Genomic DNA, 14845 nt, shown 5'->3' with positions numbered 1-14845 from the left:
TCTCAGCCCTTGACTCAGCCCTTGACCGCCCCCGAGGCGAGGCCGGCGACGTAGAACCGTTGCAGGGCGACGTAGAGGATCACGCACGGAACCATCGCGACCACCGCACCCGCGACGAGGTACCCGAAGTTCACCGCGCCGTAGGCCCCGGCCTGCAGGTTCACCAGCGACAGCGGCAGCGTGTAGAGCTTGTCGTCGGTGAGGAACGTCAGGGCCCCGAGGAACTCCGTCCAACTGGCCAGGAACGCGAAGAGCGCACTCGTCGCCATCCCGGGGACGAGCATGGGGCGCAGCACCGACACCAGCGCGCGCATGGTCCCGGCGCCGTCGACGCGGGCGGAGTCCTCGATCTCGGCCGGGATGTTCTCGAACGCGTTCCGCATCACGAACACCCCGAACGGCAGGTTGACCGTCGAGTAGAACAGCACCAGCCCCAGGCGGGAGTCCGTGAGACCCATGGCGTTCATCTGCAGGTAGAGCGGGGTGATGATGGCCTGGAAGGGCACCATCATCGTCACCACGATCAACCCGAACAGGACGTTGCGACCACGGAAGTGGAACCGGCCGAACCCGTAGCCGGCCAGCGTGGCCAGGACCGCGGTCAGCACCGCGGTGCAGACCGAGACGACCAGGCTGTTGGCGACGGCGCGGACGATGTCGGCGTCGCCGGTGAACAGCGCCTTGAAGTTCTCGGTCGTGAACTGCGTCAGGGCGGACAGCGTCGGGGTGGCCGAGACGATCGCGTCGTTGCTCTGGAACGACCGCAGGATCGACCACAGCAACGGCACGAGGAACACCAGGGCCGCGAGGGTTCCGCCGAGCCAGTACAGGGTGAGCTTCGTACGGGTCTCGGCCCGCCCGTTCACCGGGGCCCGACCGGTCGAGCGGACCTTCAGCTCCCCACCGGGTTTCGTCGTGGTCAGGGTCGCCATCGTCAGGCCTTCTCTCGCAACAGGCGGAACTGGGCCGCGGTGACCAGGCCGATGACCACGACGAGGACGATCGACAACGCCGACGCCGCGCCGAGCTGCAGCTGGACGAAACCGCGCTGGTAGACGTACATGACGACGCTCTGGGTGTCCGTCCCCGGACCACCACGGGTGAGGATGTAGAACTGGGTGAACGCCAGCAGGGAGCCGATGACGGAGATGACCAGGCTCATCGCGATGGTGCGGCGGAGCATCGGGATGGTGATGTCCCGTTCCCGTTGCCACCAGCTCGCCCCGTCCATCTCGGCCGACTCGTAGACGTCGCGCGGGATCCCCTGCATGCCGCCCATGAGCAGGACCATGGTGAGACCGGAGACGGCCCACACGATCATCACGCAGATCAGGCCCGTCGCGAGCGGGCCGTCGGCCAGCCACGCCGTCGTCCCGTCGGTGACCCCGAGGGCCTTGAGGACGATGTTCACCGCCCCCGAGCTCGGCTGCGCCTCGAGCACCATGAGGAAGCTCAGGGTCGTCAGGCCGATGACGTAGGGGATGAAGAAGACGGTGCGGAACACCGTCGAGAACCGGCGGTTGCTGCGCACCACGACGGCCAGGACGTAGCCCAGCACGAGGATCGGGATCGTGACGATCGCGGTGTACAGGACGGTGTACCCGACGGACTTCCAGAACACCGGGTCCGAGGCCACGGCCGCGTAGTTGCCGAGACCGATGAAGTGGTAGGACCCGATCAGCGGCCAGTTCGTCAACGACATGTAGACCGCGAAGACGAGCGGCACCAGCACGAAGACGACGACGAAGGCCAGCGCCGGGAGGGTCAGCAGCACCCCGGTCAGGGGCGGGTGGGTGAGGGACTTCGGACGACGGTCGATCGGGGGTCTGGTCAGCGTGCTCACAATTGGGCCTGTTCCAGGACGCGGTCGAAGTCCTTCTGCCCCTGCGCCAGCGCTCCGTCGAGGTCGTCGTCGAAGACGGCCCGGCGGAAGGCGGCGATCCAGGGCGAGTCCTGCTGGTTGAAGAGCAGGTTGTAGGCGAGCGTCGTCGGCGCGTAGGCGCCGGCGATCCCGTCGAGCGGGGCGACGGCCAACGGGAACTTCTCCCGGTACTCCGGCGTCGCGGCGTCGGAACGCACCGGGATGTAGCCCCCGGCCGGCAGGTTCTGCTGCTGCGGCACGTCCAGGGCGAACTTGGCGAACTCCCACGCCCCCGACGCGTTGGGCGCGCCGCGGGGGATGCAGAGGTTGTCCCCGCCGGCGAACGTCGCCCGGCCCCCGTCCGGGCCGGGCAGCAGCACGACCCCGGTCTTGGCCTGCATCTCCGGTGTGGCGTTCAGGACCGCCAAGGAGAAGTTCGACGGGAACATGCCGACCTTCCCGTCCCGGAAGTCGGCCCCCCAGCGGGAACCGTCGCCGGAGAAGTTCGCCTGCGGCATGAGCTTCTCCTTCCACATCGTCCGGTAGAAGTCGAAGGTCCGCCGGATCGCGTCGTTGCCCTCGATCGCCCCCCTCTGCGCCCCCACGTCACCGACGATGTTCGGTTCGTCCGCGGCCCAGATGTGCGGCTGGACGACGAAACCGAGGATCCCCGCGGAGTTCCCCTCGACGGACCAGCCGTAGGTGCCGTCACCGAGACCGCCGATCGCACGGGCGGCCTCGAGCATCCCGTCGATGTCCTGGGTGTGCTCCAGCGGGTCGAGGCCGACCTTCTCGAACAGTTCGGTGTTGTAGAACACCGCGGAGTTGTCCGCGATGTAGGGGATCCCGTAGTTCTTGTCGTTCCGAACGGCCAACCGGAGCTGACCGGGGTTGAGCTGGTCCGCGAAGCCGAGCTGCTGCACCAGCGGGGTCAGGTCGGTGAACGAGTCGCGGTAGATGAACAACATCGAGTTGATGTCGTCGATGTCGACGATGTCCGGCACGTTCCCGCCCCGGATGGCCGTGGCGAGCTTGGTGACGTACTGCCCGTCCAGAACCGGGGTGACCTCGACGGTCACTCGGTCCTGGGAGGCGTTGAAGGCATCGACGGTCTGCCGGACACCGACGACCGTCGCCGCCCGGCACCACAACCGCACGGTCCCGGTGGCGTTCTCACCGAAACCCGCGGCGGTGACGTCGGTTTCGGGCAGAGCGGACGCACAGGCCGGTAGCAAGGTGGCCAGCGCTGCGAGTCCGCCCAGTCCGAGCACGTTCCTGCGGTGGAGCTCCATCGCACCTCCTCCAGGGTTCACGGGGATCAGGCCCGTGGGAACCAGACCCGCATGGCACCGAGTTCACGGTTGGCCCACGCGTAGTACGGGATGGCCGGCACGAGGAGGGTCTCCTCGGCGGCTTCGGGGGCCGGGTCGTCCCCGGCCGGACGGTAGAGCGGGCCGCTGGCCGCGGCGAGGGCCACGTGCACGGGCAGCTGGAGGACGGTGACGCCCTCCAGCAGGTCGGCGCGGTGTTCCGACACCGCTCCGCGCAGCTCGGAGACGCGGACCCGCAGGTCGTCGGCGGGCAGGTCGGCCGGGAGGTCGGCCTGCTCGACCGCGTAGACGAGGGGGCCGCGTTCGACGACGACGGAACCACGGACGGAGTCGACCCGGGTGTCGGCCTCGACGACGCGGACCGTCATCGGCAGCACGAGTTCCACGACGTCACCGACGGCGAACTCGCGCTGGACGCGCAGGTACTCCCCCACCGTCACGGCGACGTCGGCACCGTTGACGGTCGCGGTGGCACCCTCGGCCCAGGCCGGCACGCGCAGGGCGAGTTCGAACTCGCCCGGGGTCGCGGTGACCTCGACGCGTACGGTGCCGTCCCAGGGGTAGTCGGTGGTGACGGCGAGCGTGGCTCCGGCCGCCTCGATCGTGCCGGTCGTGAACTGGTGGACCTGCACGCCCTGGGCCGAGCTGGTGGCCACGTAGGCGTCGAGGCTGGACAGCGTCCGCATGATGTTGGGCGGGCAGCAGGCGCAGTCGAACCACGCGCGTCGACCGTGGGTCGCGCTGCGTTCCTCCTCGGCGTGCGCACCGTGGCGCAACTGCAGCGCGTTGACGTAGAAGTACTCCGTCCCGGTGAGCGAGACCCCGGGCAGGAACGCGTTGTAGAGGGTGCGTTCGACGAGGTCGGCGTAGCGGGAGTCCCCCGTCGCCAGCAGCATCCGCCAGGTCCACTGGACGCTGCCGATCGCGGCGCAGGTCTCGGCGTAGGCCCGGTCCGGACCGAGTTCGTAGTGGTCGCCGAACTGTTCGAAGTCCCAACGGGACCCGATGCCGCCGGTCACGTAGGTCTTCGAGGCGACCATCCCCTCCCACTGCGTGGTGAGGGCGGCGAGCAACCCGGCGTCGGAGGTCTCGGCCGCGACGTCGGCGGCACCGGCGGTGAAGTACACGGCGCGGACCGAGTGGCCCTCGGGCGAGGTCTGCTCGCGCACGGGGACGCGGTCGGAGAAGTACGTGGGTTCCTTGCCGTGCAGCCGCTCGATGATCCCCGTGCCGCGGGCGTCGACGAACCAGGTGGCGAGGTCGAGGTACTCCCGCTTCCCCGTCTCGCGGAAGAGTTCGACCAGGCCCATCTCGACGACGGGGTGGCCGTCGACCTCCTCCGTCTTGCCGGCGCCGAAGGTGGCGACGAGGTGGTCGGCCAGCTTCACGGCGACGTCGAGCAGGCGGGTCTCGCCAGTGCCGCGGTGGACGGCGACGGCGGCCTGGAAGAGGTGCCCGGCGCAGTAGTGCTCGTGGCTCCAGGGCAGGTCGACGTAGCGCTCGCCCTTCCCACGGACCTGCTGGACGGAGTCGAGGTAGCCGTCCTCGGCCTGCGCGGCGGCGGCGACGTCGCTGACCTCGCGGATCCAGGCGAGGATCTGCTCGTCCGCGCCGCGCCCGTACTCCCAGCCGGCGGCCTCGAGCCACTTGTAGACGTCGGAGTCCATGAAGATCGGACCCTTGACCTCGCCCTGCTCCGTTCCCGCGGCGATCCGCAGGTTGCGCAGGTTGCCGGCCGTCTCGAGCTTCTCGTAGCCCGTCCGGATGGCCTGGCGGCGGTTGGCCTCCTGGCGTTCGAACCAGAAGCCGCTGGTGATGCGCGAGGCGCCGAGCGGGACGGGGTGCAGGACGACGGCGGCGTCGGCCGTCGGCGCCGCGGGGGCGCCGGCGGTGCTGTTCACGGTCAGGTCGGGCCCAGCGGTCGTGCTGGTCATCAGCTCTCCATCGAGTCTCGGAAACGCCGGAACACGTTTTCTGCGGTCACCGTAGAACGCCGCTCTGGCGTCGTCAAGGGACCTGTAGTCTGCTGCGACTCACAGGGATCGGAGAGCGCGCGATGACGGAAAGTACTGTTCCGGCTCGGATCGTCGACGTCGCCGCGCTCGCCGGTGTCTCCGCGGGGACGGCGTCCAAGGCCCTCAACGGCACAGGGCAACTGCGGGCCGAGACGCGCGAACGGGTCCGCCGGGCCGCCGAGCAGCTCGGCTTCACCCCCGACTCCCTCGGGCGCGGCCTGTCCTCCGGGCGCAGCTACACGGTGGGACTGATCACCACGGACAGCTTCGGCCGCTTCTCCATCCCCATCCTGCTCGGTGCGGAGAACGCCCTCGGGGCGGGCGAGATGAGCGTGCTGCTCTGCGACAGCCGGGACGACCCGGTGCGCGAGCAGCACTACCTGCGGACGCTGCTGGCCCGTCGCGTCGACGGGATCATCGTCACCGGCCGCCGCACCGAGTCCCGGGCCCCCATCGCGATCCCCGGTCACGTCCCGGTCGTCTACGCCTTCACCCCCTCCCAGGACCCCCGGGACACCTCGCTGACCATCGACCAGAGCGGCGGGGCCGCCGCCGCCGTCCGCCACGTCCTCGACCTCGGCCGGCGCCGCATCGCCCACGTCACCGGTCCCGAGGACCACCACGCGGCCCGGGTCCGGCGCGCGGCCGCGGAGGAGACCGCCGGGGACGCCCTCGTCGGCCCGACCCTGCACGGCGACTGGAGCGAACGCTGGGGTCGCCTCGCCGCGGACCTGCTGCTGCGCAAGCACCCCGAGCTCGACGCCATCACCTGCGGCAGCGACCAGATCGCCCGCGGGATCTGCGACGGCCTGCGCGACGCGGGCCGGACGGTGCCCGGGGACGTCGCCGTCGTGGGCTTCGACGACTGGGACGTCATCGCCCTGGCCGCCCGTCCCCCGCTGACGACGGTCAACCTGGGGCTGGAGGCGCTGGGCCGCCGTGCGGGCGAACTGCTGCTCGACGCCGTCGCCGGCACCACCTCCCCGGGCTCGACGACGATGCCCACCCGCCTCGTCGTCCGCCAGTCCACCGTCCCCGCCTGAGGGCCGTCCGGGGCGCGCCGGGAATGCGCAGCCCCTACGTTGTCGCTGCACCGTCGGGTGCTCACGGTGGGTGCCCGTTCTCAGGAGGACAGCTCAGCCATGCGACGCAGGACCCTCGGCACCATCAGCGCACTCGCCCTCGCGGGCCTCCTGGCCGCGTGCGGAGGCGGCGACACCGCGGGCTCCACCGACGACTCGCTGAGCTTCGGCACGGAAGGCACCTACGCCCCGTTCAGCTACCACGACCCGAAGACCAACAAGCTCACCGGCTACGACGTCGACGTCGCCGAGGCCGTCGGGAAGCAACTGGGCCGCAAGGTCGAGTTCTCGGAGAACACCTTCGACTCCCTCTTCGCCGGCATGGAGGCCAAGCGCTACGACGGCGTGGCCAACCAGGTGTCCATCACCGACGCGCGCAAGGCGAAGTACGTCTTCTCCACCCCCTACACGGTGTCCACGGGCGTCGTGGTGACCCGCGCGGACGACACCTCGGTGACCTCGCTGGCCGACATCAAGGGCAAGACGTCCGCGCAGTCGACGACGAGCAACTGGGCCCAGACCGCGACCGACGCCGGCGCGAAGGTCGAGGCCGTCGAGGGCCTGACCCAGGCCATGACCCTGCTCAAGCAGGGCCGCGTCGACGTCACCGTCAACGACCAGCTCGCCGTCCTCGACTACCTCAAGACCTCCGGGGACACCGGGGTGAAGATCGCCGCGAAGACCGACGACCAGACCGAGCAGGCCTTCGTCTTCCGCAAGGACGAGGCCGACACCGCCCAGCAGGTCAGCGACGCACTGGCCAAGCTGAAGGCGGACGGCACCCTGGCCACCATCTCGCAGAAGTGGTTCGGCCAGGACGTCTCCGGCCCGGCCGCCGGCTGAGACCGGACGGGACGAGGGAGGGCACCACGTGGACCAGAGCACCCTGGACCTGTTGAAGGACTCCCTCGTCCCCTTCGCGAGCGGTCTGGTCAGGGGGACCATCCCCCTCACCCTCGCCAGCTTCCCGATCGGACTCGTCCTCGCCCTGCTGCTGGCCCTGATGCGGCTCTCCAGCGTGCGTGTCCTGCAGGGAATCTCACGGCTCTACGTCTCGATCATCCGCGGAACCCCACTCCTGGTGCAGCTGCTCATCATCTACTACGCCCTGCCGGAGTTCGGGATCACGTGGGACCCCTTCCCCAGCGCCGTCGTCGCCTTCAGCCTCAACGTCGGCGGCTACGCCTCGGAGGTCATCCGCTCGGCGATCCTGTCGGTGCCCAAGGGCCAGACCGAGGCGGCGCTGACCATCGGGATGAGCTATCCGACGACGATGCGGCGGATCGTCCTGCCGCAGGCAGCGCGGGTCGCGGTGCCTCCGTTGTCGAACACCCTCATCTCGCTCGTCAAGGACACCTCCCTGGCCTCGACCATCCAGGTGGCCGACATCATGCGCAAGGCGGCCGAGATCGCGGGGCCCACGTACCAGTTCTTCACGCTGTACGCCCTGGCGGCCGCCTACTACTGGGTGGTCTGCCTGGTGTTGTCCTTCGGTCAGTCCCGCGTCGAGACGCGGCTGAACAGGTTCGTGGCGAGGTGAGCGACGTGAGTCCCCTGTTGGAGGTCCGCGGACTGCACAAGTCCTTCGGCGACCACCACGTGCTGCGCGGGATCGACGCCCACGTCGCCCCGGGTTCCGTGACCGTTCTCATCGGCCCCTCGGGTTCGGGCAAGACCACCGTGCTGCGTTCCCTCAACGCGCTCGAGGTGCCCGACGCGGGGACCGTGCGCATCGGCGACGTCAGCGTGGAGTTCTCCCCCGCGCTGCGCGGGCGGGCGTTGCAGCGGGCCACCACGCGGTTGCGCGCCCAGAGCGGCATGGTCTTCCAGAGCCACAACCTGTTCCCGCACCTGTCCGTGCTGCAGAACGTCATCGAGGGCCCGGTCCTGGTCCAGCGTCGCCCGCCGGAGGAGGCCCGGGCCGAGGGTCTCGCCCTGCTGGAACGCGTCGGCCTGTCCGAGAAGGCCGACCAGCACCCGTACCAGTTGTCGGGTGGTCAGCAGCAGCGCGTCGGGATCGCCCGGGCGCTGGCGATCCGGCCACAGGTCGTGCTCTTCGACGAACCCACGTCCGCGCTCGACCCGGAACTCGTCGGGGAGGTGCTGGCCGTCATGAAGGACCTCGCCGGTGAGGGCTGGACGATGGTCGTCGTCACCCACGAGATGCGGTTCGCGTCCCAGGTGGCCGACCAGGTGCTGTTCCTCGACGGTGGCGTCATCGTCGAACAGGGTCCCCCGTCGGCGGTCCTGGAGAACCCTCGCGAGGACCGCACCCGCCGGTTCCTGCAACGCCTGATCAACCCGATCTGAGGATCAGGCCCAGCCCAGCAGGCCCCTGATGTCGGCGGCGCTCAGGTCGAAGACGTCGCTCCTCGGGCGGGGACCACCGCTACCGACGACCTCGACCGTCTCGGCGGCCGGGGTGATCTTCCAGACCTCGCGAACGGCTCGACCCAGGTACCAGGGAATCTTCTCCTCGGTGTCATCGCCTGGAGAGACCATCTCGACGACGACGTCGACGGTGGGGACGTACAAGCCCGGCTGATCAGCGGCGAGCCCAGTCGCGATCCACGCCATGTCCGGAATGCGGTAGTCGCCTTCGGTCCCCAGGTTGAACTCGCCTAGCGTGACCAGTCCCCGGGCCTCAGCGCGGTCATGAAGACGCGCACCGAGGCGGTGGGACAGCGCGCCGCGGGAGGCGCGAGCGTACGGTACCACGTGGTGGACCCCGTTCCAGACCTCGTCGCGTGCGTCCAGGCCGAGACGGCGGCGTTCGGCGATCCACAGGTCCAGCGCGTCGCCGTGGACGACGTACGTGGTGGTGCTCGCGGTCTGCCTCCTCCGCCCCCTGCTGCCTGTCCTCAGGATGCCACGGACACTAGGGTCGGAACGTGGCGTCCCCGCAGATCGTCCTCGAACTCGCCGGCCGCGAGGTCACGGTCACGAACCCGGACAAGGTGGTCTTCCCGCAGACCGGGACGACGAAGCTCGACCTGATCCGCTACTACCTCTCCGTCGCCGACGGCGCGCTGCGGGGCGTGCGCGGACGGCCGATGGTCCTCAAGCGGTTCGTGAAGGGCATCGAGGCCGAGGCGGTGTTCCAGAAGCGGGCGCCGGAGAAACGCCCCGACTGGATCGAAGTCGCGGAACTGCACTACGCGCGGGGGACCTCCGCGGCCGAGACGGTCGTGCGCGACGAGGCCTCCCTGGCCTGGGTCGTCAACCTCGGTTGTCTGGACCTCAACCCGCACCCCGTGCTCGCCGAGGACCTCGACCACCCGGTGGAACTGCGCATCGACCTCGACCCGATGCCCGGCGTGGACTGGCACCAGATCGTCGACGTCGCGTTCGTGGCACGCGAGGTGCTGGCCGACCACGGGTTGAGCGCGTGGCCCAAGACGTCGGGGTCCCGGGGTTTCCACGTCTACGCCCCGATCGATCCCGTGTGGTCCTACCCGCAGGTGCGGCTCGCGGCCGAGACCGTGGCCCGCGAGGTCGAGAACCGGGCCGGCGGGTTGGCGACGAGCCGGTGGTGGAAGGAGGAACGCGGTGAGGGCGTCTTCGTCGACTTCAACCAGAACGCCAAGGACCGCACGGTCGCCTCGGCGTACTCCGTCCGCGCCCTCCCCGACGGCCGGGTGTCGACCCCGCTGACCTGGGACGAGGTGCGCGACGTGCGCCCCGAGGACCACACCGTCCTCACGGTGCCGCGGCGCGTCGCGGACCTCGGCGGTGATCCGTGGGCCGGCACGGACGGGGTCGGGGGTTCCCTGGAGGGGCTGCTCGACCTCGCCGACCGGCTGGGTCCGGCGGAGAAGGCCCCCAAGGGCACGGGGTCCCGGACGAAGACGATGCCGCTCATCGAGATCGCCCGCGCGCGGACGAGACCCGAGGTCCTCGCCGGGCTGGAGGCGTGGAAGGCCAGGCACCCCGACGTCGTGCCGATGCTCACCGAGTCCGACGTCCTGCTCGACGGGATGCGCGGCAGCAGTTCGCTCTGGTACCGGATCCGGGTGAACCTGCAGCACGTCCCCGAGGCGGACCGTCCGGAACAGGCCGAGCTCGAGGTCGACTACGACCCGTGGGAGAAGTACCGCGGCGGGCAGTCCCGTCGCTGATCAGGCGGACCCGCGCGGGGTGAAGACGTGCTCCACCCAGCGGACCTCGGGTTCCGCGGGGTGCACGGGGTCGAGGGCGGCGACGGCGAGGTCGACGGCGAGCCGCGCGACCTCGGCCATGTCGACGGCGAGCGTCGTGAGCTGCGGGGTCATGAACGTGCCCAGGGACAGCCCGTCGATCCCCACGACCCGGACCTCGTCCGGCACCGAGATGCCCTGCTCGGTGAACGTCGCCAGCGCACCGACGGCGAGGATGTCGTTCCACGCGAACACCGCGTCGGGCAACCCACCGGCGATGAGCTCACGCGCCGCCCACCGGCCGGCCTCCACGTCCTGGGCCCCGGCGAAGACGAACCGCACGTCCATCCCCTCGGCCCGCAACGCGGAGGCGATGATCGCGGCGCGGGTGCTGACCTCGCGCTCGCGGTCACCGTCGACGATGGCGACGTCGCGGACGCCGACCGAGGCGAGGTGGGCCGCGGCCTCTCGCAGCGCCGGTCGCGGGTCGAGCGAGACACCGCTGGTGGTGGGCAGCAGACCCGCGGCCGGCGGGTCGATGCTCACGACGGTCATCCCGGCGAGGGCGTCGGCCCACACGTCACTGTCCCCCAGGTAGCCGAGGACGGCGTCGACCTGGCTGGCCAGGTCCCGCAGGACGCGGTCCCGGTCCGTGGCGTGGACGGTGTCGACGAGCACGACGTTCCAGCCCAGCTCCCCCGCGTAGCGGACGGTCGCCGCGGCGAACTCGGGGTAGTAGGGGTTGGCCAGGTCGGAGACGACGAGACCGAGCGTGTCGTGGGTGGCCCGGGCCAGACCGCGCCCGAACCGCGAGGGCCGGTAGTGCAGTTCCTTGGCCGCAGCCAGGACGCGGGCCTTGGTGGCCTGGCTGATCCCGTCCATGGCGTTCATGGCCCGGGTGACGGTCTGACGCGACACCCCCGCCGCCTGCGCGACGTCCTCGATCGTGGCCGAGGCCCGCCGGGCACGGCGCACGACGCGTTCGTCCTGTCCAGCGCTCACAGAAACTCCCCAGTCCGGTCCCGGATGTCCGGCACGCATCATCGCGTGCCTTGACAGTCACCACCCGCGGTGGCACCGTCCTATCACTCCGTGAGCGCTCACGACAGCGTCCACGGAGTTCACGGCCGAAGGTCTCGACGAAGAGAGTGGGCTGGTTGGATTGTCGTTGTCGTCATCCGCTCCGGGCGCGGTTCCCGGACGGCACAGCGGCCCGGGGTTGTCCCGACGCCGCGTGCTGCAGGGCGGCCTGGCCGCCGCCGCGGGGATCCCGCTGACCGCATCCCTCGCGGGGTGCGGATCGGGGACCTCCATCTCCAGCAACCCGAACGAACTGGTGCTCTGGTACTGGAACCGGTCGATCGCCCCCACCCTCCTCGCGACGGCGGCGAAGGGAATCCCGGGGACGGACCGGAAGCTGCGGGCCGACGTCCTGGGCGGGGCGTTCGACACCAAGCTGCGGACCAGCTTCGCCGCCCAGGCCTACATCCCGGACCTCACGGCCGTGAACTCCAACGCCGCGCTGTACTTCCCCAGCGAGGACCAGTTCTTCAACCTCGACGACTACGGGGCCCAGGACTACAAGGACGACTACTACGACTGGAAGTGGAACCTCGGCCGCACCCCCTCGGGCCGCTTCCTCTTCTTCCCGATGGACACCGGTCCGACCGGGTTCTTCTACCGGGCCGACCTCTTCGCCGCCGCCGGGCTGCCCTCGGAACCGGCCGACGTGAGTGCGGCGGTCCGGACCTGGGAGGAGTGGATCGCCCTGGGGGCGAAACTGCGCGAGACCAGCGACGTCGCCCTCGCCACCAACGCGGTCATGGTCTTCAACCAGTACGTCAACGCCTCACCGCAACGGTACTTCGACTCCGACGACAAACCCCTCTTCCACTCCTCCGACTCCGCGATCAAGAAGGCGTGGGACACCGCCGTCGCCGCCATCGCCGCGAAGGTGACGCGCAACCTGCAGCTGGACACCGAGCAGAACGCCGCCTGGAACAGCGGCAAGCTCGGTGCGAACATCGAGGGCGCCTGGTGGATGAAGGTCCTCACCGACACCGCCCCCCAGACCTCGGGGAAGTGGCGCATCGCGCAGCAGCCCGGCGACCCCGGCAACAGCGGCGGATCCTTCCTGGCCGTCCCCAAGTCCTGCAAGGACCCCGCGGCCGCCCTCGACTTCGCCCGCTGGCTGACGACCCCGGAGAACCAGGCGCAGTCCTACAACGAGATCCAGCTGTTCCCCTCCGCGCCCGCGGCGTTCGACCTGGGCACCATGGCGGACGCCGGTGGTTTCTACGGCGACCAGGACCCGCTGGAGTTCTTCAGCACCGCCGCGCAGAAGGTGCCGACCACGTTCATCAGCACCTACGAGAACCTCACGACGTCCTTCACCGACCAGCTGCGCGTGGTCGAGTCCGCCGGGAAGAACCCCGACGACGCCTGGGGCGACGCCGTGGCCGCCATCGACAAGCTGCTCAAGAAGCGAGGTGTCCTCTGATGGCCGTCACCCTGCCGACCGGCACGTCGACCGGTTCCCGGAACCGTCCCGACGGCGTCACCGTCGCCCGTCGCGGGCTGCGCTCCTGGTGGCCGCAGTACCTCGCGATCACCCCGTTCTACGTGATCTTCCTGGTCTTCGGCCTGCTGCCGATCCTGTTCTCGATCTACCTGTCGTTCACCGACTGGGACGGGATCAGCCAGATCAAGTTCGTCGGCCTCCAGCAGTACAACTACCTGATCCACGACACCCGGTTCTGGAACGCGGTGGGCAACACCCTGATCATCTGGGTCATCTCCACCGTCCCGATGCTGTTCATCGCGCTGGTGATGGCGTTCCTGCTGCACCAGAACATCCGCCTCAAGGGCTTCTACCGGGTGGCGTTCTTCGTCCCCAACGTCACGAGCATGGTCGCCATGGCGATCGTCTTCGGGTCGGTGTTCTCCGACAGCTTCGGCATCGTCAACTCGGCCCTCACGGCCCTGGGCCTGCCGACGGTGGCCTGGTTGTCCACCGGGTGGGGCATCAAGGTGACGCTGGCGATGCTCGTCATCTGGCGCTGGACCGGGTACAACGCGATCCTCTACCTGGCTGCGCTGCAGGCCGTCCCCAGCGACCTCTACGACGCCGCGAAGGTCGACGGCGCCGGGTTCTGGCGCACGTTCTTCTCGGTGACGATCCCGATGCTGCGACCGGTGATCCTCTTCACCGTCATCACCTCGACCATCGGCGGGCTGGGACTGTTCACCGAACCACAGATCCTCTTCGGCGCGGCCAACGGCAACGGCACCGTCGGCGGGGTCAACGAGGCCGGCATGACCATCGTCCTCTACCAGTACAACCAGGCGTTCTCCCAGCTCGACTTCGGCTACGGGTCGGCCATCGCGTGGGCGCTGTTCATCCTCGCGGCCGTGTTCGCGATCATCAACTGGCGACTGCTGCGGGACCGGGACACCATCCCCGCCCCCAAGCGCACGAGGAAGGCGGGACGATGAGCGCACCCGAACTGGTCCGGTCCGGCTCCACGCGCGGGCGTGGCCGCCACGGCGACACCCTCGTCGTCCAGAAACCGCGTCGCAGCCGTCAGTGGGTCCTGGGTCGCGTCGTCACCCACGGCTGCATCATCATCGGGGTCGTCTTCGCCCTGTTCCCGTTCTACTGGCTGCTCGTCATGTCGACCAGCACCACGGCGCAGATCTTCGGGTACCCGCCCCGGCTCATCCCCAGCACGCACCTGCTGGAGAACCTGCGCAACGTCGTCACGAGCGTGGACCTGCCGAGCTCGCTGCTGAACTCGTTCGTCGTCTCCGGGTCGCTCGCGGTCCTCGTCGTGCTCTTCGACTCCCTCGCCGCGTTCGCCTTCGCGAAGTTCCGCTTCCCCGGTCGCAACGTGCTGTTCACGGTCCTGCTGGCGACCTTCCTCGTCCCGGGCAACCTCTCCCTCGTCCCGAGCTTCATCCTGATGTCGAAGCTCGGCTGGGTCGGTGACCTCCAGGCCCTCATCGTCCCCGGCATCGCCAACGCCTTCGGGATCTTCCTGCTGCGCCAGTTCGCCACCGCCTCGATCCCGGACGAGCTCGTCGAGGCGGCGACCCTCGACGGTGCCGGGTTCTTCCGCACCTGGTGGTCGGTCGCCATCCCGATGTTGCGCGGTGGTCTCGCGTTCCTCGGGATCTTCACCTTCGTGACGGCCTGGAACGACTACGTCTGGCCACTGGTCGTCCTGGTGAACCCGCAACGACAGACCCTGCAGACGGCACTGGCGCAGTTGAACTCCGTCTACACGACCGACTACGGGATGATCATGGCCGGCGCCGTGGTCAGCGTGGTCCCCCTCATCGGGATCTTCCTCATCGGCTCGCGGCACTTCATCGCCAACATCGCGGCCGGAGCGCTCAAGGGCTGAGCCGCTCCCACCGC

The 14845-nt window shown here is 69.6% G+C and carries 14 protein-coding genes; 8 read left to right on the top strand and 6 right to left on the bottom strand.

Going from position 1 to position 14845, the window contains the following annotated elements; all coding sequences use genetic code 11:
• Positions 1-14: 14 nt before the first annotated feature.
• Genes SJY07_RS16115 through SJY07_RS16100 form a run of 4 tightly spaced genes read right to left on the bottom strand, consistent with a single transcriptional unit; the run spans position 15 to position 5126 of the window.
• Entirely contained in the window at positions 15-932 is a 918-nt protein-coding gene (locus SJY07_RS16115) for a carbohydrate ABC transporter permease (RefSeq protein ID WP_328293215.1), read from the bottom strand.
• A gap of 2 nt (positions 933-934) precedes the next feature.
• Positions 935-1843: a sugar ABC transporter permease gene (locus tag SJY07_RS16110; RefSeq protein WP_328293216.1), complete on the bottom strand. Its 909-nt coding sequence runs from the start codon at positions 1841-1843 to the stop codon at positions 935-937.
• The gene (locus tag SJY07_RS16105; RefSeq protein WP_380160471.1) at positions 1840-3153 is read right to left on the bottom strand and encodes an ABC transporter substrate-binding protein; all 1314 of its coding nucleotides are present in this window, start codon (positions 3151-3153) and stop codon (positions 1840-1842) included. Before SJY07_RS16105 ends, SJY07_RS16110 begins: the two co-directional genes overlap by 4 nt.
• A 26-nt stretch (positions 3154-3179) precedes the next feature.
• Positions 3180-5126: a beta-L-arabinofuranosidase domain-containing protein gene (locus SJY07_RS16100; RefSeq protein WP_328293218.1), complete on the bottom strand. Its 1947-nt coding sequence runs from the start codon at positions 5124-5126 to the stop codon at positions 3180-3182.
• Positions 5127-5248: 122 nt separating this feature from the next.
• Between SJY07_RS16100 and SJY07_RS16095 the strand changes: the two genes are divergently transcribed.
• From SJY07_RS16095 to SJY07_RS16080, 4 genes are all read left to right on the top strand, one after another.
• Complete coding sequence (locus SJY07_RS16095) at positions 5249-6250, top strand: LacI family DNA-binding transcriptional regulator (protein ID WP_328293219.1); 1002 nt, start codon at positions 5249-5251, stop codon at positions 6248-6250.
• A gap of 99 nt (positions 6251-6349) precedes the next feature.
• The gene (locus tag SJY07_RS16090; RefSeq protein WP_328293220.1) at positions 6350-7132 is read left to right on the top strand and encodes a transporter substrate-binding domain-containing protein; all 783 of its coding nucleotides are present in this window, start codon (positions 6350-6352) and stop codon (positions 7130-7132) included.
• A gap of 28 nt (positions 7133-7160) precedes the next feature.
• Positions 7161-7829: an amino acid ABC transporter permease gene (locus SJY07_RS16085; protein WP_328293221.1), complete on the top strand. Its 669-nt coding sequence runs from the start codon at positions 7161-7163 to the stop codon at positions 7827-7829.
• Entirely contained in the window at positions 7826-8599 is a 774-nt protein-coding gene (locus SJY07_RS16080; protein WP_380160468.1) for an amino acid ABC transporter ATP-binding protein, read from the top strand. Before SJY07_RS16085 ends, SJY07_RS16080 begins: the two co-directional genes overlap by 4 nt.
• A gap of 3 nt (positions 8600-8602) precedes the next feature.
• Here the strand turns inward: SJY07_RS16080 and SJY07_RS16075 are convergent, their stop codons facing one another.
• Complete coding sequence (locus tag SJY07_RS16075) at positions 8603-9046, bottom strand: Uma2 family endonuclease (protein WP_380162361.1); 444 nt, start codon at positions 9044-9046, stop codon at positions 8603-8605.
• A 134-nt stretch (positions 9047-9180) separates the two neighbouring features.
• Here SJY07_RS16075 and SJY07_RS16070 point away from each other — a divergent pair, with 134 nt between their 5' ends.
• Positions 9181-10407 carry a DNA polymerase domain-containing protein gene (locus SJY07_RS16070; protein ID WP_328293224.1) on the top strand — a complete coding sequence of 409 codons (1227 nt, stop codon included), beginning with the start codon at positions 9181-9183 and terminating at the stop codon, positions 10405-10407.
• On the opposite strand, the gene SJY07_RS16065 is transcribed toward SJY07_RS16070, so the two are convergent.
• Positions 10408-11427, bottom strand: a complete 1020-nt coding sequence (locus tag SJY07_RS16065) for a LacI family DNA-binding transcriptional regulator (protein WP_380160465.1) — start codon at positions 11425-11427, stop codon at positions 10408-10410.
• 217 nt (positions 11428-11644) lie between these two features.
• Between SJY07_RS16065 and SJY07_RS16060 the strand changes: the two genes are divergently transcribed.
• From SJY07_RS16060 to SJY07_RS16050, 3 genes are read left to right on the top strand one after another with little or no spacing between them, the layout of a single operon-like run.
• On the top strand, positions 11645-12925 hold the full coding sequence (locus tag SJY07_RS16060) for an extracellular solute-binding protein (protein WP_328293226.1): 1281 nt from the start codon (positions 11645-11647) through the stop codon (positions 12923-12925).
• Positions 12925-13920, top strand: coding sequence for a sugar ABC transporter permease (locus tag SJY07_RS16055; RefSeq protein ID WP_328293227.1), 996 nt, complete (start codon positions 12925-12927; stop codon positions 13918-13920). The genes SJY07_RS16060 and SJY07_RS16055 overlap by 1 nt, the downstream gene beginning before the upstream one ends.
• Positions 13917-14831 (top strand): carbohydrate ABC transporter permease, encoded by a 915-nt coding sequence (locus SJY07_RS16050; protein ID WP_328293228.1) that lies wholly within the window; start codon positions 13917-13919, stop codon positions 14829-14831. Before SJY07_RS16055 ends, SJY07_RS16050 begins: the two co-directional genes overlap by 4 nt.
• Positions 14832-14845: the final 14 nt, after the last annotated feature.

It is taken from the genome of Kineococcus sp. R86509 (genome assembly GCF_042466365.1).
In the GTDB taxonomy this organism is placed as follows: Bacteria; Actinomycetota; Actinomycetes; order Actinomycetales; family Kineococcaceae; genus Kineococcus.
The sequence above is the reverse complement of the archived record's forward strand: the minus strand, read 5'-3'. Positions and strand labels throughout refer to the sequence as shown.

What these genes read in the sequence shown, in the direction of transcription:
- SJY07_RS16115 (WP_328293215.1), bottom strand. Translation starts at nt 932, where the DNA reads ATGGCGACCCTGACCACGACGAAACCCGGTGGGGAGCTGAAGGTCCGC.
- SJY07_RS16090 (WP_328293220.1), top strand. Translation starts at nt 6,350, where the DNA reads ATGCGACGCAGGACCCTCGGCACCATCAGCGCACTCGCCCTCGCGGGC.
- SJY07_RS16095 (WP_328293219.1), top strand. Translation starts at nt 5,249, where the DNA reads ATGACGGAAAGTACTGTTCCGGCTCGGATCGTCGACGTCGCCGCGCTC.
- SJY07_RS16105 (WP_380160471.1), bottom strand. Translation starts at nt 3,153, where the DNA reads ATGGAGCTCCACCGCAGGAACGTGCTCGGACTGGGCGGACTCGCAGCG.
- SJY07_RS16100 (WP_328293218.1), bottom strand. Translation starts at nt 5,126, where the DNA reads ATGACCAGCACGACCGCTGGGCCCGACCTGACCGTGAACAGCACCGCC.
- SJY07_RS16055 (WP_328293227.1), top strand. Translation starts at nt 12,925, where the DNA reads ATGGCCGTCACCCTGCCGACCGGCACGTCGACCGGTTCCCGGAACCGT.
- SJY07_RS16050 (WP_328293228.1), top strand. Translation starts at nt 13,917, where the DNA reads ATGAGCGCACCCGAACTGGTCCGGTCCGGCTCCACGCGCGGGCGTGGC.